Here is a 19,174-nt window from a genome sequence, read left to right as displayed (position 1 = left end):
ATTCGGGTGTTACGTTTCGTGCCTGTGAATTGCACTTCCTTATCGCTCCCATATATGGGCGTTACACCTGCCCCCGATAATGGCGGGCCTGTCTCGATAGACCAACCAGAGGTGATCTTGTGACCTGGCTGTACATATGCGTGGTCGCGTTCCTTGTTGGCGGGGCGATCGTCTGGTCGGAACGCTGGCATGGCCGTTTTACCGGCGACAGCGACCTCAATAAACCGCAAGCCAACCATTCCCGCGCCACGCCTCGCGTCGGCGGTTTGGCCGTGCTTGCCGGCACGCTGCTGGGCCTGCTTGTGCTGGGCCCCGCAAACATGACCCTGACCTGGCTTTGGCCGGCGCTGTTCGTTGCCGCCTTGCCGGTGTTCGTCGCGGGCTTGCTCGAAGACATCACCAAAGATATCGGCGCCAGCAAGCGTTTGCTGGCGGCATTTTTGTCGGCCGCAATCGCGTGGTGGCTGCTGGGCGGCGTCAGCCGTGTCGGCATGGCGCCGGTGGATTACGTGCTGTCCTATTGGCCCGTGTCGCTGCTGTTCACCATGTTTGCGGTGGGCGGCTGTACGCACGCGCTGAACATCGTTGACGGCATGAACGGCTTGGCCGGCATGGTCGCCACGTTGATGGCGGTGTCGATCAGCTTGGTGGCGCTGCAAGTGGGCGACGTGCCGATCTTCCTGATTTCCGCGGCCTTGGCCTCGGCCACCTTGGGGTTCCTGGTTTGGAACTTCCCGTTTGGCCGCGTGTTCCTGGGCGATGGCGGCGCGTACTTCCTGGGCTTCATGCTGGCCGAGCTGGCGGTGTTGCTGGTGGTGCGCAACCCCTCGGTGTCGCCGTTCTACGCCTTGGCCGTGCTGTTTTACCCGGTATTCGAAACGGGCTTTTCGATCTGGCGCCGCCGCTTCAAGCGTGGCGTGCCGGTTGATCAGCCGGATGCGTTGCACTTGCACCAGTTGGTGTTCCGCCGCCTGGTTCGTGTGACGTTCAGCCGCGGCCGCCGTCATGCGGTGCCGGCGCTGTGCAACGCGATGGCGTCGCCCTACATGTGGGTGCTGGCGTTGATCGGTTTGGTGCCGGCCACCATCTGGTGGGACAACGCCTGGGCGCTCTGCGCCAGTCTGGTGGTGTTCGCCAGCGTCTATATCTGGCTGTACGCGCGCCTGGTGTCCTGGCGCCGTCCGGGATGGCTGCTCTTGCCGTCCGTTTTGAAGACCTCGGATTAGTTTTGAGTGCCCCGGCGAATGCCGCCGGGGGCTCGGTTATCAATCACCCGACCATATTTAAAATGCCGTAGTCGATCTACGGTGAAGGGAGAGTTATGTTGCGAATTCAGGATGTGAAACTCGCTGTCGTTGGCCTTGGCTACGTCGGTCTGCCCCTGGCGGTGGAGTTCGGCAAGAAGCGCTCGGTCATCGGGTTCGATATCAATACGCGCCGTATCGACGCATTGAAAGCGGGTCACGACCATACGCTGGAAGTCAGCGACGAAGAGCTGGCCCAAGCCGCTCAGCTGAGCTATACCGCCGACCGCGCCGAACTGGGCCAGGCCAACGTGTTCATCGTGACCGTGCCCACGCCCATCGACGAATACAAGCAGCCCGACCTGACCCCGCTGGTCAAGGCCAGCGAAACGATCGGCGCCGTGCTCAAGCGCGGCGACATCGTCATCTATGAATCGACCGTGTATCCGGGCGCTACCGAAGAAGATTGCGTGCCGGTGCTGGAACGCGTGTCGGGCCTGAAGTTCAACGTGGACTTCTACGCCGGCTACAGCCCCGAGCGCATCAACCCGGGCGACAAAGAACACCGCGTCAGCACGATCAAGAAGGTCACCTCCGGCTCCACGCCTGACGTCGCCGAACTGGTCGACCAGCTGTACAAGGAAATCATCACCGCCGGCACGCACAAGGCGTCCAGCATCCGCGTGGCCGAAGCCGCCAAGGTGATCGAGAACACGCAGCGCGACGTGAACATTGCGCTGATCAACGAACTGGCCCTGATCTTCAACAAGATGGGCATCGACACCGAGGCCGTGCTGCAAGCTGCCGGCACCAAGTGGAACTTCCTGCCGTTCCGTCCGGGCCTGGTGGGCGGCCACTGCATCGGCGTGGACCCGTACTACCTGACCCACAAAGCGCAATCCATCGGCTACCACCCCGAGATCATCCTGGCGGGCCGCCGCCTGAATGACTCGATGGGCGGCTACGTGGTGTCGCAGCTGGTCAAGGCCATGACCAAGCAGCGCATCCATGTGCAAGGCGCGCGCGTGCTGGTCATGGGCCTGGCGTTCAAGGAAAACTGCCCCGACTTGCGCAACACGCGCATCGTGGACATCGTGCGTGAACTGGGCGACTACAACGTCGACGTCGACGTGTACGACCCGTGGGTCGACCCGGAGGAAGCCGTGCATGAATACGGCCTGACCCCGGTCGCCAAGCCCGAGGAAGGCAAGTACGACGCCGTCATCCTCGCGGTGGCGCACAACCAATTCAAGGCCATGGGCGCCGAAGGCATCCGCAAGCTGGGCAAGGCGCAACACATCCTGTACGACTTGAAGTACGTGCTGTCGCCCGCCGAATCCGATCTGCGTCTGTAAGGATTGCGCCATGACTACACGTTTTGAGACCCTCAAGCAGGAACTGTCGGCCGCGCCGCGCAAGTGGCTCGTGACCGGCTGCGCCGGCTTCATCGGCTCCAACCTGCTGGAAACGCTGCTGAAACTGAACCAGACCGTCACCGGCCTGGATAACTTCGCCACCGGCCACCAGCGCAATCTGGATGAAGTGCGCGACTCGGTGTCGCCTGAGCAATGGGCGCGCTTCAACTTTGTTGAAGGCGATATCCGTGACCTGGCCGCTTGCCAGCGCGCCACGGAAGGCGTGGACTTCGTGTTGCACCAAGCCGCGCTGGGTTCCGTGCCGCGTTCGTTGAAAGACCCGATCACCACGAACGAAGTGAACATCGGCGGCTTTCTGAACATGCTGGTCGCCGCGCGCGACGCCGGCGTGAAGTCGTTCGTGTATGCCGCGTCCAGCTCCACGTACGGCGACCACCCGGCGTTGCCGAAGGTGGAAGAGAACATCGGCAAGCCTTTGTCTCCGTACGCTGTGACCAAGTACGTGAACGAGCTGTACGCCGACGTGTTCGCCCGTTCGTACGGCTTCGAAACCGTGGGCCTGCGCTATTTCAACGTGTTCGGCAAACGCCAGGACCCGGACGGCGCCTACGCCGCCGTGATCCCGAAGTGGACCGCCGCGATGATCAAGGGCGACGACGTCACCATCAACGGCGACGGCGAAACCAGCCGCGATTTCTGCTTTGTGGATAACGCGGTGCAAGCCAACCTGCTGGCCGCAATGGCCCCGCCGGAAGCCCGCAACCAGGTCTACAACGTGGCCGTCAGTGGCCGCAGCACGTTGAACGACCTGTTCGGATTCCTGGTCAAGGCGCTGGGCAACCAAAGCGTGACCTACGCCAAGAAGCCGGTGTATGCCGACTTCCGCGCGGGCGACGTGCGCCACTCGCAGGCCGACGTCAGCAAGGCCGGCCGTCTGCTGGGCTATGCGCCGTCACACACCGTGCTGCAAGGCCTGGAAGTGGCCATGCCCTGGTACACGCAATTCCTGCGTTGATTTGAAAGCACTTCTCCGCAAACTCGGAAACATCCACCCGGACCACCAGCGCATTTTCAAAGGCGCGTTCCGGGTGGCGGTGTTCCTCTTGTTGGGCAAGGCCGCCGGCGCCATCAAAGAGATGGCGGTGGCGTACCGCTACGGCGTCAGCGACGCCGTGGACGCCTACCAGTTCACGATGACCATGGCCACCTGGCTGCCGGTCACGATCGTGGGCGTGCTGTCGGTGGTACTGATTCCGGTGCTGGTGCGCCTGAACCGCGCCGAAGACGCCGAACGCAACCAATTCATCAAAGAGCTACAAGGCTGGGTCGCCGCGGCGGGTATTGCGTTGGCGATCGGCACGTGGTTCGCGTGGCCCTACGTGGTCGATGCGCTAGGCAAGGGCTTGCCTGAACGCGTGCGCGGCATGACGGGCGACTTGCTCGTGGCCTTTGCCCCAGTGTCGGCCCTGCTGCTCATCGCCGGCATCAGCGCCGCGCGCCTGCGTGCGCATGAACGCCACGTCAATACCTTGCTGGACAGCGTGCCCGCCGTGGCGACGCTGGCCTGGGTGATGCTGGCCGTAAGCGCCGATGGCGTGGGGCCGCTGCTGTGGGGCACGCTCGTCGGCTACGCGATTCAAACCGTGTGGCTGGCCTGGCTGGCTGCGCGCGCCGACAAGGGGTTCTGGGGCGCACCCAGGCTGACCTTGCGTTCGCCGCACTGGCCCGAACTGATGGGCGCGGCCGGCGTGATGCTGATCGGGCAAGTTGCAATGAGCTTTGTCGGCCCGCTGGACCAATACGCCGCGGCGAACCTGGGCGCCAACGCCAACGCCACGCTGGGTTACGCCAGCCGGCTGCTGTCGTTGTTGCTGGGCATTGGCGCCGTGTCGGTGGGCCGCGCTGCGCTGCCGGTGCTGGCCGACGTGCAAGCGCGCGGCGACACCGCGCGGGCGCGCAGCATGGCGCTGAAATGGTCGGTGCTGATGGTGGGCGCGGGCGCGGCCGCCGTGGCGATCGGCTGGGTGCTGGCGCCGTGGGGCGTGTCCGTGCTGTTTCAGCGTGGCGCATTCACCGCCGAAAATACCGAGGCCGTGGCGCACGTGTTGCGCTGGGGCCTGCTGCAATTGCCGTTCTATTTCGGCGTGCTGATCCTGGTGCAATTGCTGGCCAGCCAGAACCGTTACCGCATCATGGCCGCCATTGCCGTGGCCAATTTTGCGTTGAAGGCCCTGTTGAACACTGTGCTGGCGCCCAAGATGGGCGCGGCCGGCATCATGCTGGCGACCAGCCTCATGTATGTGCTGTCTTACGCGTGCTACCTGGTGGTGGCGATGCGCAAGGCCGAACCCAAGGAGGCCGATTGAATGTCCGACGCCGACTCCGGCCGCGCGCTGCGCGTGCTGCTGTTCATTCATTCGCTGCATGGCGGCGGCGCTGAGCGGGTTGCCGCGGACCTGAGCGCGCATTGGGCCGACATGGGCCGCGAAGTCATGGTGGTGACCCAGGCCAGCGCCGATGGCGACGTCTATACGCTGCATCCGAAAGTGCGCCGCGAAGTCCTGCACACGGCAGGCGAGGGCGGCGGCCTGCGCGGCATCTGGAGCAATGTGCAGCGCGTGCGCGCCTTGCGCCGCGTGATCAAGGCGTTCCGCCCGGACATCGTGCTGGGCATGATGACAACCGCCTCCGTGCTGTCCGTGCTGGCCGCGAGCGGCCTGTCGTGCCGCGTGATCGCAACCGAACACACGCATCCCCCGTCGCAAACCCTGTCGGGCTTGTGGCAGCGCCTGCGCCGCATGACGTATCCGCGCGCCGCGCGCGTGGTTGCGTTAACGCGCGGCACAGCAGACTGGATCGAGCAACACGTGCCGGGCTCGCGCCTGGCTGTCATTCCCAACCCGGTGCACTGGCCGTTGCCGCGCGCCGAACCCGTGTTGACGCCGGTTTCGGGCGACGGCCGCAAACGCCTGTTGGCGGTGGGCCGCTTGCATGCGGACAAGGGCTTCGATCTGCTGATCCAGGCTTTTGCCACGCTGGCGCCATCGCATCCGGACTGGGATCTGGTTATTCTGGGCGAAGGCGATGAACGCCGCGCGCTGGAAGCGCAGGTCGCCAACGCCGGGCTGGCCTCGCGCATTGCGATGCCGGGACGCGCCGGCAACGTAGGCGACTGGTACGGCAGCGCTGACCTCTATGTGCTGACGTCGCGCTTTGAAGGCTTGTCGAACACCTTGCTGGAATCGATGGCCAGCGGCTTGGCCGCAGTGTCGTTTGATTGCGATACCGGCCCGCGCGAGATTGTGCGCGAGGGCATTGATGGCGTTTTGGTACGCCCCAACGGCGACGTGCCGGCGCTGTGCAAGGCGCTGGCGGACGTCATGGATAACGACGCAGGGCGCCAGCGGATGGCGCAGGCAGCAACCGATGTGCGCGACCGTTTTTCGGCCGCGCGCGTGCTGCAACAATGGCAAGAACTTTTTGACGGCGTGCGCGCGCCGGGCCGCTAGGCCTGGCCCGCATGCCGTTGCTACGGTGACCACGAGAACCTCATCATGTGTGGAATAGTCGGAATTTGGGGCCCCATCGGGAACAAGGAACGCGTGCTGGCGGAAAGCTGCCGCCGCATCCGCCACCGCGGGCCGGACAGCAACGGTTTCTGGGAAGACCCCGAGGCCGAGCTGGCGCTTGCGCACGTGCGCCTGGCGATCCTGGACCTGACCGAAGCCGGCCACCAGCCCATGACGTCCGCGTGCGGCCGCTATGTGATGGTGTTCAACGGCGAGGTCTATAACCACCTGGACATCCGCAAGCAGCTTGAGCAATCGGCGCTGGCGCCGTCGTGGCGCGGCCATTCCGACACCGAAACCCTGCTGGCCGGTTTTACCGCGCTGGGCATCGAGGCCACGTTGCAGGCGGCGGTGGGCATGTTCGCCATCGCCTTATGGGACCGCGCCTCGCGCAAGCTGATGCTGGCGCGCGACCGCATGGGCGAAAAGCCGCTGTACTACGGCTACTCGGGCGCTGAACTGGTGTTCGCGTCCGAGCTCAAGGGCTTGATGCCCATCCCCGGATTTGGCCGCGACCTGAACCGCAACGCGCTCGCGTCGTTCATGCGGCACAACTACATCCCCGCGCCGCAATCCATCTATCAAGGCATCGCCAAACTGCCGCCGGGCACGTGGGTGGAATTCACCGCCGACGACACCCGCAGCCGCCGCATGCCCGAGCCGCGCGTGTACTGGTCGGCGCGCGACGCCGCCGACGCCGCCGCCAAATCGCGGCTGACGTTTGAGTCCGACGCTCAAGCCACCGAAGCGCTGGAAGCCGTGTTGTCCAAGGCGGTCGGCGGGCAGATGTTGTCGGACGTGAGCTTGGGCGCCTTCCTGTCGGGCGGCATTGATTCGTCGACCATCGTCGCGCTGATGCAGGCGCAAAGCGCCAAGCCCGTGCGCACCTTCGCGATCGGTTTCCACGAAAAGGGCTACGACGAGGCGCAGCACGCCAAGGCCGTCGCCACCCATCTGGGCACGGACCACACTGAACTGTATGTGACCGCGGCGGATGCGCTGGCGGTCGTGCCGTCGCTGGCGGACATGTATGACGAACCGTTCGCCGATTCGTCGCAGATTCCGACGTCGCTCGTCACGAAGATGGCGCGCCAGCACGTCACCGTGGCCTTGTCGGGCGACGGCGGCGATGAACTCTTTGGCGGCTACTCGCGCTATTTCCGCGTGAACAAGTGGTGGCAGCAATGCGAGCGCGTTCCGGCGCTGTTGCGCAAACCCGCTGGCGCGCTGCTCACCGCATCGACGCATCTGCCCGGGCGCGGCGCGTGGCGCGGCAAAGTCGGCAAGCTGGGCGAACTGTTGCGCACCGATTCGCGCGGCGATTTCTATCGCCACTTCGTGTCGTACTGGGCGGACCCGTCGCAGGTCGTCAAAGGTGGCGTCGAACCCGTCTCGGAATTTGCGCGCGCCATGCAAGGCACGACTTTCGAAGCCATGATGAAGCTGGACACGGTGACTTACCTGCCCGACGACATCCTGGTCAAGGTTGACCGCGCCGCCATGGCCGTCAGCCTGGAAACGCGCGTGCCGCTGATCGATCACCGCGTGTATGAATTCGCCTGGAGCCTGCCGCATCAATACAAGGTGCGCGGCAATACGGGTAAGTGGCTGCTGCGCCAGGTGCTGCATCGCCACGTGCCGCAGGCGCTTGTGGACCGCCCCAAGCGCGGCTTCGCCGTGCCGCTGGCTGCGTGGCTGCGCGGCCCCTTGCGGGAATGGGCGGACGCGCTGCTGGACCCGGCGCGCTTGCGCCAGGAAGGCTGGTTCGAGCCCGAACCCATTCTGCGCAAGTGGCGCGAACACACGTCGGGCCATCGCAACTGGGACAGCCATCTGTGGGGCGTGCTGATGATGCAGGCCTGGCTGGATCGTTATCGTGCAGGACCGGATCAAGGGGGATCTATTGGGAGTCTTTGACGAATGAGAATATTGATGCTGGTCAGTTCCATGCATGCGGGCGGCGCCGAGCGGGTGGCTGCCACACTCGTCAGCGCATGGGCCGAACGCGGGGATGCCGTCACCTTGACGCCCACCTACTCGTCCAAGGGCACGTGTTTTTATCCCTTATCGGACAAGGTCGAACTTGCCTGGCTGGCCGATATCGCCGGCACGCGGGCCTCGGGCGGGTGGGCTGCGTTCAAGCGCCTGATGGCGCTACGCAAACACATCCGCGACACCAAGCCCGATGTGGTGGTGTCTTTCCTGACCAACGTCAATGTGGCCGCCATCCTCGCCACGCGAGGGCTGGGCGTGCCGCTCATCGTTTGCGAACGGACCAATCCCGTCGCCGAAACGACCACGGGTTCGGTGTGGCGCAAGCTGCGCCGGCTGCTGTATCCGCGCGCCGACATGGTGACGGTGCAGGCGGAAGACACCGCCGGCCCGTTCTCGCGCCAAGTGCCGGGCATCAAGCGCCTGGCCGTCATTCCCAATCCTTTGCCTGCGCCCTTGCTGGATGCGCCGCGCGTGCAACAGCGCGAAGACGGCAGCCCGCGTGAACTGCTGGCCATGGGACGTCTGGTGCCAGACAAACAATTCCATCTGCTGATCGACGTGTTCGCGCAATTGGCGCCGTTGAATCCCGACTGGAACCTGCGCATCTGGGGCGAAGGCCCCGAGCGTGCCGCGCTGGAAGCGCAGATCGAGCGCCTGGGCCTGCAATCGCGGGTCAGCCTGCCCGGCCGCACCGAAACGCCGTGGGAAGAACTGGCGCGCGGCCAGGCATTCGTGCTGAGCTCGCTGGTGGAAGGCTTTCCGAATGTGTTGCTGGAAGCCATGTCGCTGGGCCTGCCGTGCGTGGCGTTTGATTGCCCGAGCGGCCCGCGCGAAATGACGCGCGACGGCCAGGACGCGTTGCTGGTGCCGGCAGGCGACAGCGATGCGCTGCGCGATGCGTTGCAGCGCGTGCTGAGCGACGTGTCGTTGCGCCGTCAATTGGGCGAGCGTGGAGCAACGGCCGTGCGCCATCGTTATGCGCTGGAAGCGGTGCTGACGGAATGGGACGAACTGTTCGAAGCGGTGCGGGAGGGGCGATGAGCACCCCCGCGCTACGCGTGCTGCATGTCATCACCGGTCTGGGGCAGGGCGGCGCGGAATCCGTGCTGCTGCGCCTGGCGACCTATCCCGATGTGGGGGTGGAACACACCGTCGTGTCGCTGACCGATGAAGGTATCTACGGCGAGCGTCTGCGCGCAGCCGGCGTTGCGGTGCATGCGCTGGGCATGAAGCGCGGGCGCGTCAGCCTGGGCGGCTTTTTGGCCTTGCGCCGGTTGATCGCCGACGCGCGCCCCGACGCCGTGCAGACGTGGATGTATCACGCCGACCTGATCGGCGGGCTGGCCGCAAGGCTGGCGGGCGTGCGCGCCATTGCGTGGGGCATCCGCAATTCGGGCGCGCACCTGGAACGCAGCAGCCGGTCGGCGCGCATCGTGTTGCGTGCGTGCGCGGCCTTGTCGGGCAGCGTGCCCCGCGCCATTGTCTGCGCCGCGCAGAACGCCGCCGAGCGCCATGCCGAAAAGGGTTATCGGCGCGACCGCATGGAGGTGATCTCCAACGGCTATGACTTATCGCGCTATGCCCCCGATGCGCAGGCGCGTTCGCGCGTGCGGGCGCAATGGGGCGTGTCGGAAGACGCGCCGGTGATCGGCTGCGTGGCCCGCTGGGACCCGCTCAAGGACCACGCCAATCTGCTGCGCGCCGTGGCCGCGCTGGTGCGCGATGGCCGTGATGGCGGCCTGCGTTGCGTGCTGGTCGGACGCGGCATGAGCGCCGACAACCCCGAACTTGCTGCCCTGATCGACAAGCTGAACTTGCGCGACCGCCTGATACTTGCCGGCCCCAGCGACGATGTTCCCGCCGTGATGAACGGCCTGGACCTGCACGTGCTGTCGAGCTGCGCCGAAGGCTTTCCCAACGTCGTGGCCGAAGCGATGGCCTGCGGCGTGTACTGCGTGGTGACCGACGTGGGCGACGCCGCCTACATCGTTGGAGACACTGGCGTGGTCGTGCCGCCTGAACAAGCCGAGGCGCTTGCGCGCGGCATCGAAACCGCCTTGTGCGACGTGGCCGCGCGCGGCCATGGCCGTGCAGGCGAAGCCGGCCGCGCCCGCGTGCTGGAAAATTTTGACCTTGCCCGCATGGTGCAACGTTACATCGCCGTATGGCGCCGCATTTCTGGAGTCCAGGCATGAGCACCGGCCGCCGCCTGATGTTTGTCGTCAATAACCCCGCGTTCTTCATGTCGCATCGCGTGCCAGTGGCGCTGGCCGCACAACGCGCGGGGTATGACGTGCATGTGGCGACGATGGACGGGCCCGCCGTGGCCGACATCCAGGCACTCGGCATGACGCACCACGCCATTCCGATGACGCGCAGCGGCAAGCATCCCTTGCAGGAGCTGGGCACCTTGATGGCGCTGTTGCGGCTGTTCCGCCGCGTGCGTCCTGACGTGGTGCACCTGGTCACGATCAAGCCCGTGCTGTATGGCGGCATCGCCGCGCGTCTGGCACGCGTGCCCGGCATGGTGGCCGCGATCTCCGGGCTGGGCTTCGTGTTCCTGTCCAATTCGCTGAAGATGCGGATGGTGCGCGCGGTGGTGGCGCGGCTGTATCGCGTGGCGCTGGGGCATCCCAATAGCCGGGTGATTTTCCAGAACACCAGCGACCGCGACATGCTCAAGTCGCTGGGCGCCGTGCGCGATGAGCAGGTCGTCATCATCCGCGGCGCAGGCGTGGACCTGAATGCGTACCGGGCCTTGCCCGAGCCGCCCGCACCGCCCGTCGTGGTGACGATGGTGGCGCGTTTGCTGCGCGACAAGGGCGTACAGGAATTTGTGCAGGCGGCGTCGCTGCTGCGCGAACGCGGCGTGCCCGTGACGATGCAATTGGTGGGCGGCGTGGACGCTGGCAACCCGGCATCCGCGACGCAGGCCGAGGTCGAGGCCTGGCAACGTGATGGCGCGGTCCAGGCGCTGGGCGAACGGTCGGACATCGCCGAGCTGTACGCGGCGTGCCACATCGCCGTGCTGCCCTCATACCGTGAGGGGCTGCCGAAGTCACTGATCGAAGCCGCGGCCTGCGGGCGTGCGGTGGCGACGACCGACGTGCCCGGCTGCCGCGATGCCATCGAACCGAATGAGACGGGCTTGCTGGTGCCAGTGCGTGATGCGCGAGCCTTGGCCGACGCCATCGAGCGCTTGGCAGAAGATGCCGCGCTGCGTCAGTCCATGGGGGCAGCAGGCCGTGTGCTGGCGGAACGCGAATTCAATATCGAGCGCGTCGCCCGCATCCATGTGGAGCTGTACGACGCGCTCAGCGCCTGAGCCGGCTGAACAAAAATAGGGCGTGCTGCGTGGAGCACGCCGCGTGGCGTACTCCGCGCTGGGCAACCTAGTGGCGGCGCGCCATCGCGTCGATCCAGAAACGGGTCGACGGGTCTTGCTGGCCAGGCTGCGGCGCATCCAGTTCGCGCATGATGCTCTTTGCCAGCACCTTGCCGAATTCCACGCCCCATTGATCAAACGGGTTGATGCCCCAGATCACGCCTTGCGTGAACACCTTGTGTTCGTACAGGGCCAGCAGCGCGCCCAGCGTGTAGGCTTCCAAGCGCGGCAACACAATCAGTGACGACGGGCGGCCGCCCGGGTGCACGCGATGCTGCGCCAGCAGCCGCGCACGGGCCGGGTCGCGTTCGGTGGCGGAGGTTTCCGCCAACGCTTCCTCGAACGATTTTCCGCGCAACAGCGCCGAGCGCTGCGCCAGGCAATTGGCGATCAGCAGCTCGTGATGGCGCGCGTAATCGTGGTCGGGCTGTTCGCACAGGATGAAATCCACGGGCGCGCCCATGGAGTCCTGATGCAGCCATTGGAAGAAGGTGTGCTGGCAGTCGGTGCCTGACATGCCCCAGATCGCCGCGCCGGTCGGAACGCCCACGGGGCTGCCGTCGGCGGTGGCGACCTTGCCCAGCGATTCCATTTCCAGCTGCTGCGCCCACGGCACCAGGTGATACAGCCGGGAATCATAGGGCGCGATGACCAGCGAGTCATACCCCAGCACGCTGCGATTCACGACCCCCGAAAGCGCCATTTGCACGGGCGCGTTGTCGGCCAGCGGCGCGGTGCGGAAGTGTTCGTCCATGGCCGCGGCGCCGGCCAGCAGCTGGTCGAACGCATCGTTGCCCAGCGCCAAGGCGATGGGCAGACCGATGGCCGACCACAGCGAATAGCGCCCGCCCACCCAGTCCCAGATCTGAAAGATGTGGTCGGGCAGAATGCCCAGGTTCAGCGCGGCTTCCACGTTGGCGGTGATCGCCACAACCTGTTTGATCGGGTCGGCCACGCCCGCGTCGCGCAGCCAGTTCATCGCCACTTCGGCGTTGGCCAACGGTTCGGTCGTGGTGAACGATTTCGACGCGACGATGACCAGTGTGTCGTGCGGGTCCAGCCGGCTCATTGCGTCGGCCACCGAATGCGAATCGACGTTCGACGCGAAGCGGACTTCGCGGCGGGCGCCGCCATGGCGCAGCGCGCGGGTGACCAGGCGCGGCCCCCAGTCGCTGCCGCCGATACCCAGATGCAGCACATAGCCGTAGCGGTCGGCGGCATCGGCCTCTCGCACGAATTCGCGCAGACGGTCGCGTTCGGCCTGCACGGCGTTGGCGACTGCCGGCGGCGGCTCCGCCGCGCGCAAGGCGGTGTGCCAGGCGGCGCGGCCTTCCGTCCAGTTGGCGTGGCCGCCGTCGAACAGCATGGCGCGCGCGGCGTCAAAGCCTTGCTGCGCCAGCAGTTCGCCGGAAGCCGCCTGCAAGTCGGGCGAGTGGGCCTGGGTGCTCAGGTCCAGGCGCAAACCGGGCGCCGGGATCAGCCGCAATTGCTCGCCGCGCCGCGATGCGGCGTGGGCCGCTGCGGTGAAGCGTTGCCAGGCTGGGCTGTTGGACAGTGACATGGACGGCTCAGAACGGCAGTTTGGCGTCTGGCGCCAGCTTGCCCAGTTCGCGGCGGAAGTCGGCCTGGATGCGTGCCAGGGCCTCGGCGTTCTCGGCCTCGAAGCGCAACACGACCACCGGCGTGGTGTTCGACGGACGCGCCAGGCCAAAGCCGTCGGCGTATTCCGCGCGCACGCCGTCGATGGTGATCACGCGGCGGGCGTCGGGGAATTGCCCCTGGTCCTGCAAGGCTTTCACCAGCGTGAAGGGCTGGCCTTCTTCCATTTCCAGCTTCAATTCGGGCGTGGACACGTCTTGCGGCAAGGCTTCCAGCGGCGCGCACGGGTCGGCAAAACGCGACACGATTTCGAGCAGGCGCGCGCCGGTGTAGAGGCCGTCATCAAAGCCGTACCAGCGTTCCTTGAAGAAGATGTGGCCGCTCATTTCGCCCGCCAGCGGCGCGCCGGTTTCGGCCAGCTTGGCCTTGACCAGCGAATGGCCCGTCTTCCACATCAGCGGCACGCCGCCCGCAGCTTCGACCGACAAGCCCACGTGGCGGCTGCACTTCACGTCATAGATGATCGTGGCGCCGGGGTTGCGGTCCAGCACGTCGCGGGCAAACAGCACCAGTTGGCGATCCGGCCAAATGATCTGGCCCGACTTCGTGACCACGCCCAGGCGGTCACCGTCACCGTCGAACGCCAGACCGAGTTCGCAATCGGTCTCGCGCACGCACTTGATCAGGTCTTGCAGGTTTTTGGGTTCGGCGGGATCGGGGTGGTGGTTGGGGAACGTGCCGTCCACTTCGCAGAAGAGTTCGGTCACTTCGCAGCCCAGCTCGCGGAACAGCTGGGGCGCGACCGCGCCCGCCACGCCGTTGCCGCAGTCGATCGCAATCTTCATGGGGCGGGCCAGCTTCACGCCGGAGGCCACGCGCGCGATGTAGGCGGCCACCAGATCCAGCTGGCGGCGCACGCCTGCGCGCTCGGCGGGCGCGGGGCTCGTGCCGTTCATGGCGGCGCCTAGCGCCTGCACATCATCGCCGTACAGGGCGCGTCCGCCCATCATCATCTTGAAGCCGTTGTACTTGGGCGGATTGTGGCTGCCCGTGATGGCCACGCCCGAGCCGCACTGCATGATGTGCGTGGCGAAATAGACCAGCGGGGTCGGGACCATGCCGATGTCCACGGTGTCCACACCGCCTTCCAGCATGCCTTCCTGCAAAGCCATCGACAGCATGTCGCTGCTCAAGCGGCCATCCCGGCCCACCACCAGCGTCTGCACGCCGGCCTCGCGCGCGCGGCCGGCCAGCGCCACGCCCAGGGCGCGCGCGAACGACGCGTCGATCAGGTCCGGCACGGTGCCGCGGATGTCATAGGCCTTGAAGACCGAGGCGGGAAACTGCGACTTGTTATTGCCCACGACGATTCCTTGATAAGGGAGTTGCAACGGGGGATTTGGGCGGGGACTAATGGAAAACCCGAATGCCAAAACCCGCCTGAAAAGAGGGTCAAGGTGTGAATTATCCTCCATCGGCGCATGCGCCTTCATCCCTCGGTCGGCGTAGGGCGTCTTAACGGTAGCGCGTGCCCTGGTTTGGTGCGTGGCGCGGCCGTATCGCCTTGATCCGGTGCATGACGCGGCGGGGCTGAAAGGCCCTGTCCCAGGGGCGCTGCCGTGGCATGGAACTTGCTCGTCATCCGAAGGTGATACGCTTGCGCTGCAAGTAGAAAGACCGGGAGGGGCCATGGGTGCCAAAGTATCTACTGTCATGTCATCGGGAGGCGCCACCAGCCGGCGAGGCCCCCCCACGGATTTCGCCGGGCCAGCCGCTGGCCGCGAACGCCGGCTTGATATCCATGTATTCCACTCCGATGCCGGCGAATTGTCGTCTGGCCGCGCCTGGGAACGTTGTGTCTGGCGCGACGCGCGCGTCCTGATCGCTGAATGCCCGGCGCCGCATCTTCCCGCTTCCATTGAGTCCGCGCTGCGCGCCGTTGCCGCCGATGTCGCGCGCGATCGCGGCTGGCAGGGCATGGGCACCGTGGCGTTCGCGCTGGATGACCGCAGCGGCGTGTTCAGGGTGATCGGCGCCGATGCGCAGCCGCACAGCGGTTCGGCCATGGTCAGCCCCGATCCCGACAACGCGCACGCCCTGGAAATGCGCATCGACGGCTGCGTGGACCGCCGCCTTCCCTGCACGCGCCTGCTGGTCTGCGGCGCGACGCGGGGCGAGGCGCTGCGCCGCGCGTACCGGGCGCTGTCCGAGATGCCCGGCCCCGCCGGCGTTGACCGGGCATTCCTGATGAACCGCATCGCGTCCCGCGCTTATTGCTCCGGCCTGACCGGCACGCGCCTGGACCAGGCCGTCGGCTAGCGCGGCGCTTCGGCCCGCGCGATTCCGCCCCTACAATAGTCCGCACATCCCTAGACCCGCGCCTGGGCGAGACCAGGCCATTCTTGTGCGGCTGCTATGACATTGCTGAGCGATCTTCAGTCCCTCCTGGGTTTCACCCATGTGTTGACCGGTGTGGATGCCGAGTCCTATGTGCAGGATTGGCGCCGCCGCTATCGGGGGTCCGCGCTGGCGGTGATACGCCCCGGGTCCACGCAGGAAGTGGCCGACGCCGTGAAACTGTGCCTGCATCACGGCGTGCCGGTGGTGCCGCAAGGTGGCAATACCGGCCTGTGCGGCGGCGCCACGCCTGACGACTCCGGCCGCGCCGTGGTGCTGTCCACCGCCCGCCTGACCGCCATACGCAACCTGGATACCGACAACGACACCATCACCGTGGAAGCGGGCTGCATCCTGCAAGCCGTGCAAGAGGCCGCCGCAGCGGCCAACCGCCTGTTCCCGCTCAGCCTGGCGGCCGAAGGCAGCTGCACCATCGGCGGTAACCTGGCCACCAACGCTGGCGGCACGCAGGTGCTGCGCTACGGCAACACGCGCGACCTGGCGCTGGGCCTGGAAGTGGTGACGGCCGATGGCGAAATCTGGAACGGGCTGCGCGGCCTGCGCAAGGACAACACCGGCTACGACCTGCGCGACCTGTATATCGGCAGCGAAGGCACGCTGGGCATCATCACCGCCGCCACGCTGAAACTGTTCCCCCGGCCGGTGGCGTCGTGCACCGCGCTGCTCACCCTCGACACGATCGACCACGCCGTGGAATTGCTGTCGCGCGCACGCACCGGTTTTGGCGCAGCGTTGACGGGCTTTGAATTGATGAGCGGCGCCTGCCTGCAAGCTGTCGTGCGGCTGTTCCCGCAGCAGCGCCTGCCCTTCGAAGGCGCGTCCGCCGAGTCTCCGTGGTTTGCGTTGCTTGAGTTGTCCGACAGCGAAAGCGAAGCGCATGCGCGTGAACGCTTTGAAGCGGTGCTGGGCGAGGCCATCGACGCCGGTCTCGTCGACGATGCCGTCATCGCCGCCAACGTGGCGCAGAGCAAGGCGCTATGGCACTTGCGCGAAAGCATTCCGCTGGCCGAAGCCGAGCTGGGCAAGTCGGTCAAGCACGACGTGTCCATTCCCATTTCGTCCATCGCCGGTTTCGTGCACAAGACCAATGCCTTGCTGCAATCCCGCTTTCCTGGCGTGCGCCATGTGATCTTCGGGCATCTGGGCGATGGCAATCTGCATTACAACGTGGCGAACGCCGCAGGCCAGACCGAGGCCGAGTTGCTCGCCCTGCAAAGCGAAATCTACGGCGTGGTGCATGACAGCGTGCATGCGCATAGCGGCTCGATCAGCGCCGAGCATGGCGTGGGCCAACTCAAGCGCGACGAACTGCCGCGCTACAAGAGCCCTGTCGAACTTGCGCTGATGCACCGGATCAAGCGCGCGCTGGACCCGCAAGGGCTCATGAATCCGGGCAAGGTGCTGCAAGGCTGAGCGGCGTGGTCCGCTACCCCCTGCGTTCCTTATTTCACACGGAGCCTCAATGATGGCAGTCAGTCCCGCGGCGGGTGCGAATCATCGGGTGCTGATCGTTGAAGACGATCACATCATTGCCGGCAACCTGTTCTCCTTCCTGGAGGTGCGCGGGTTTTTGCCGGACGTGGCCTACACCGGCCACGCCGCGCTGGAACGCATGAAAGAGCAACGCTTTGACGCGCTGATCCTGGACATCGGCTTGCCGGGCATGGACGGCAACGCGGTGCTGCACGCGTTGCGCAATGAACGGCGCGTGGATGTGCCCGTGCTGATCCTGACCGCGCGCGACAGCCTGGAAGACAAGCTGGCGGGCTTTTCCCATGGCGCCGACGATTACCTGACCAAACCCTTCGCGTTGCTCGAAGTCGAAGCACGTCTGCTGGCGCTGATTCAGCGCGCCAAGGGCTCAACGGTGGATTCGGTGCGCGTGTTTGGCCCGGTGCAGTACGACACGCGCAGCCGTGCGGTATCGGTGAACGGCACGCCCGTGCATCTGACGCGCAAGGCGGGCCTGATCATGGAAGCGCTGATGCGCGACCCCGGCCGGGTCGTGGCGCGCGAAGAGCTGGAGTCCATGCTGTGGGGCAACGAGCCGCCGTCCTCTGACGCGCTGCGCAGCCAGGTCCATCTGCTGCGCCGCGCGCTGGCGGATGCCGGCTTTGATGGCATCGAGACCATGCACGGCACCGGTTGGCGCCTGACGCTGGGCGGGGCCGCGGCATGACGCGCGCTGCCACCGGCACCTTGACGCAGCGCGTGGTGTGGGCGCTGACGGGCACGGTCGCCTTGTTCGTGACGGCGCTGGCGCTCTTGGCCTACCTGACGTTCGACCAGATGGAAGACGATCTGGTCAACGACATTCTCAATACCGAAATGGACCGGCTGGTGCAGCATGCGCGCGCCAGCGACGAATTCATGCCGCGCCAGGGCGCACGCGAATTGGGCGGATCAATGCGCGCCTGGATGAGCGTGGACGGACAGCGTCCGGCCGGCATTCCCGATGAAGTGCTCGGCCTGGATAACGGGCTGCACCTGATCGAACCCGGCGCCTACACCTGGCACGTGATGGTGGCCGAGACCGGGCGCGGCAAGGTGTATCTGCTGTACGACGCGACCGACAACGAAGAGCGCGTCCACGATTTTGGCCTGATTGTGCTGGGCGTGGGCGCCATTTGCGTCGTCGGCGCCTACGCATTGTCGCGGCGCGTCGCTACGGTGGCGGTGGGGCCGCTCTTGGACTTGACCGACCGTTTATCGACCTGGGCGCCCGGGTCGCCTGATATGGCCGTCACCCGCGACGACGAGGCCGGCCGCCTGATCGAAGCCTTCAACCGGGTGCAGAACCAGGTTGACCGATCCATCGCCCGCGAACGCGAGTTTGCGGGCAACCTGAGCCACGAGGTGCGCACGCCGCTTGCCGCCATACGCTCTGATAGTGAACTGATGTTGCTGACGCAGGCGCTGACGCCCGACCAGCGCACGCGCCTGACGCGTGTCATGGACAACGTGGACGACGTGATCGTGTGCCTGGAAAGCGCCCGAGCCATGGCGCGCGACCAATTGCTGCTGCCCGCCCCGGTTGATATCGCCGACTGCATGGAAGACGCCTGGCGCGGTTACGAGGTGCAGGCGCAACACGCCAACCTGCGCTGGGACAACCAGATTGCCCCCGGCCACGTCCTGACGCTGGACCGCTACGCCTTGCTGACGGTGCTGCGCAACCTGGTGCGCAACGCGGTCGAGCATGCCGCCCCGGCGACGCTGACCACCCGGTTCACCGACGATGGCGTGCTGGAATTGAGCGACGACGGCAAAGGCATCGCCGAAGCCGATCTGCCGTTCCTGTTCCGCCGCTACTACAGCGGCCGGCTGCGCGACTCCGGCGTCGGCGCGCATGACGAGACCGCGCGCGGCTTGGGCCTGGCCATCGCCAAACGCGTGTGCGACATGCAGGGCTGGTCGCTGACAGTGGCGTCGTCGCGCGAACCCGAAACGCGTGGCACGCGATTCTCGTTGCGCTTCGACGCGGCAGCCGGCGTTGATGCCGCCACGAATTCCGCCACGTCCAGCACCCCGCGCCCGGGCTCCACAGCCGGCGTTGCGCCCAAGACACAAGATCGAATTTGACGATTT

At 66.1% G+C, this 19,174-nt stretch carries 15 protein-coding genes; 13 read left to right on the top strand and 2 right to left on the bottom strand.

The features are described 5' to 3' along the window. Window positions 1-119: 119 nt before the first annotated feature. The 9 genes from HV765_RS21790 to HV765_RS21750 all read left to right on the top strand — a co-directional run bounded on the left by HV765_RS21790 (window position 120) and on the right by HV765_RS21750 (window position 11,509). Window positions 120-1,226, top strand: a complete 1,107-nt coding sequence (locus HV765_RS21790; RefSeq protein ID WP_054423174.1) for an MraY family glycosyltransferase — start codon at window positions 120-122, stop codon at window positions 1,224-1,226. 95 nt (window positions 1,227-1,321) lie between these two features. Continuing rightward, entirely contained in the window at window positions 1,322-2,599 is a 1,278-nt protein-coding gene (gene tviB, locus HV765_RS21785; protein WP_156336544.1) for a Vi polysaccharide biosynthesis UDP-N-acetylglucosamine C-6 dehydrogenase TviB, read from the top strand. A 10-nt stretch (window positions 2,600-2,609) separates the two neighbouring features. Continuing rightward, window positions 2,610-3,635 (top strand): SDR family oxidoreductase, encoded by a 1,026-nt coding sequence (locus HV765_RS21780; protein WP_054423173.1) that lies wholly within the window; start codon window positions 2,610-2,612, stop codon window positions 3,633-3,635. A gap of 1 nt (window position 3,636) precedes the next feature. Next, window positions 3,637-4,986 (top strand): murein biosynthesis integral membrane protein MurJ, encoded by a 1,350-nt coding sequence (gene murJ / locus HV765_RS21775; RefSeq protein WP_175170920.1) that lies wholly within the window; start codon window positions 3,637-3,639, stop codon window positions 4,984-4,986. Further along, window positions 4,987-6,129: a glycosyltransferase family 4 protein gene (locus HV765_RS21770; RefSeq protein WP_175170919.1), complete on the top strand. Its 1,143-nt coding sequence runs from the start codon at window positions 4,987-4,989 to the stop codon at window positions 6,127-6,129. It abuts the gene before it with no gap. 45 nt (window positions 6,130-6,174) lie between these two features. Continuing rightward, complete coding sequence (gene asnB / locus HV765_RS21765) at window positions 6,175-8,106, top strand: asparagine synthase (glutamine-hydrolyzing) (protein WP_054423170.1); 1,932 nt, start codon at window positions 6,175-6,177, stop codon at window positions 8,104-8,106. Window positions 8,107-8,109: 3 nt separating this feature from the next. Continuing rightward, entirely contained in the window at window positions 8,110-9,225 is a 1,116-nt protein-coding gene (locus HV765_RS21760) for a glycosyltransferase family 4 protein (protein WP_175170918.1), read from the top strand. Continuing rightward, entirely contained in the window at window positions 9,222-10,379 is a 1,158-nt protein-coding gene (locus tag HV765_RS21755) for a glycosyltransferase family 4 protein (protein ID WP_175170917.1), read from the top strand. Before HV765_RS21760 ends, HV765_RS21755 begins: the two co-directional genes overlap by 4 nt. Further along, window positions 10,376-11,509 (top strand): glycosyltransferase family 4 protein, encoded by a 1,134-nt coding sequence (locus tag HV765_RS21750; RefSeq protein WP_175170916.1) that lies wholly within the window; start codon window positions 10,376-10,378, stop codon window positions 11,507-11,509. Before HV765_RS21755 ends, HV765_RS21750 begins: the two co-directional genes overlap by 4 nt. A gap of 67 nt (window positions 11,510-11,576) precedes the next feature. Here HV765_RS21750 and pgi read toward each other — a convergent pair whose 3' ends face one another. Both pgi and HV765_RS21740 read right to left on the bottom strand, forming a co-directional pair. Continuing rightward, window positions 11,577-13,130, bottom strand: a complete 1,554-nt coding sequence (pgi, locus tag HV765_RS21745) for a glucose-6-phosphate isomerase (protein ID WP_175170915.1) — start codon at window positions 13,128-13,130, stop codon at window positions 11,577-11,579. Between the two features lie 7 nt (window positions 13,131-13,137). Next, on the bottom strand, window positions 13,138-14,532 hold the full coding sequence (locus HV765_RS21740; RefSeq protein WP_054423165.1) for a phosphomannomutase/phosphoglucomutase: 1,395 nt from the start codon (window positions 14,530-14,532) through the stop codon (window positions 13,138-13,140). Between the two features lie 325 nt (window positions 14,533-14,857). On the opposite strand from HV765_RS21740, the gene HV765_RS21735 reads away from it, so the two are divergent. The 4 genes from HV765_RS21735 to HV765_RS21720 all read left to right on the top strand — a co-directional run bounded on the left by HV765_RS21735 (window position 14,858) and on the right by HV765_RS21720 (window position 19,168). Then, window positions 14,858-15,487, top strand: coding sequence for a BPTD_3102 family carboxylase-like protein (locus HV765_RS21735; protein ID WP_175170914.1), 630 nt, complete (start codon window positions 14,858-14,860; stop codon window positions 15,485-15,487). A gap of 96 nt (window positions 15,488-15,583) precedes the next feature. Next, window positions 15,584-16,999 carry an FAD-binding oxidoreductase gene (locus HV765_RS21730; protein ID WP_054423163.1) on the top strand — a complete coding sequence of 472 codons (1,416 nt, stop codon included), beginning with the start codon at window positions 15,584-15,586 and terminating at the stop codon, window positions 16,997-16,999. Between the two features lie 52 nt (window positions 17,000-17,051). Then, a complete protein-coding gene (locus HV765_RS21725; RefSeq protein WP_054423361.1) occupies window positions 17,052-17,765 on the top strand; it encodes a response regulator transcription factor in 714 nt (237 codons plus the stop codon). Further along, entirely contained in the window at window positions 17,762-19,168 is a 1,407-nt protein-coding gene (locus HV765_RS21720; RefSeq protein ID WP_175170913.1) for a sensor histidine kinase, read from the top strand. Before HV765_RS21725 ends, HV765_RS21720 begins: the two co-directional genes overlap by 4 nt. Window positions 19,169-19,174 lie beyond the last annotated feature (6 nt).

The sequence above is a fragment of the Achromobacter kerstersii genome (assembly GCF_902859595.1).
Lineage (GTDB): Bacteria > Pseudomonadota > Gammaproteobacteria > Burkholderiales > Burkholderiaceae_B > Achromobacter > Achromobacter kerstersii.
Note: the sequence above shows the minus strand (reverse complement) of the source record. Positions and strands in the feature narration are given on the sequence as shown.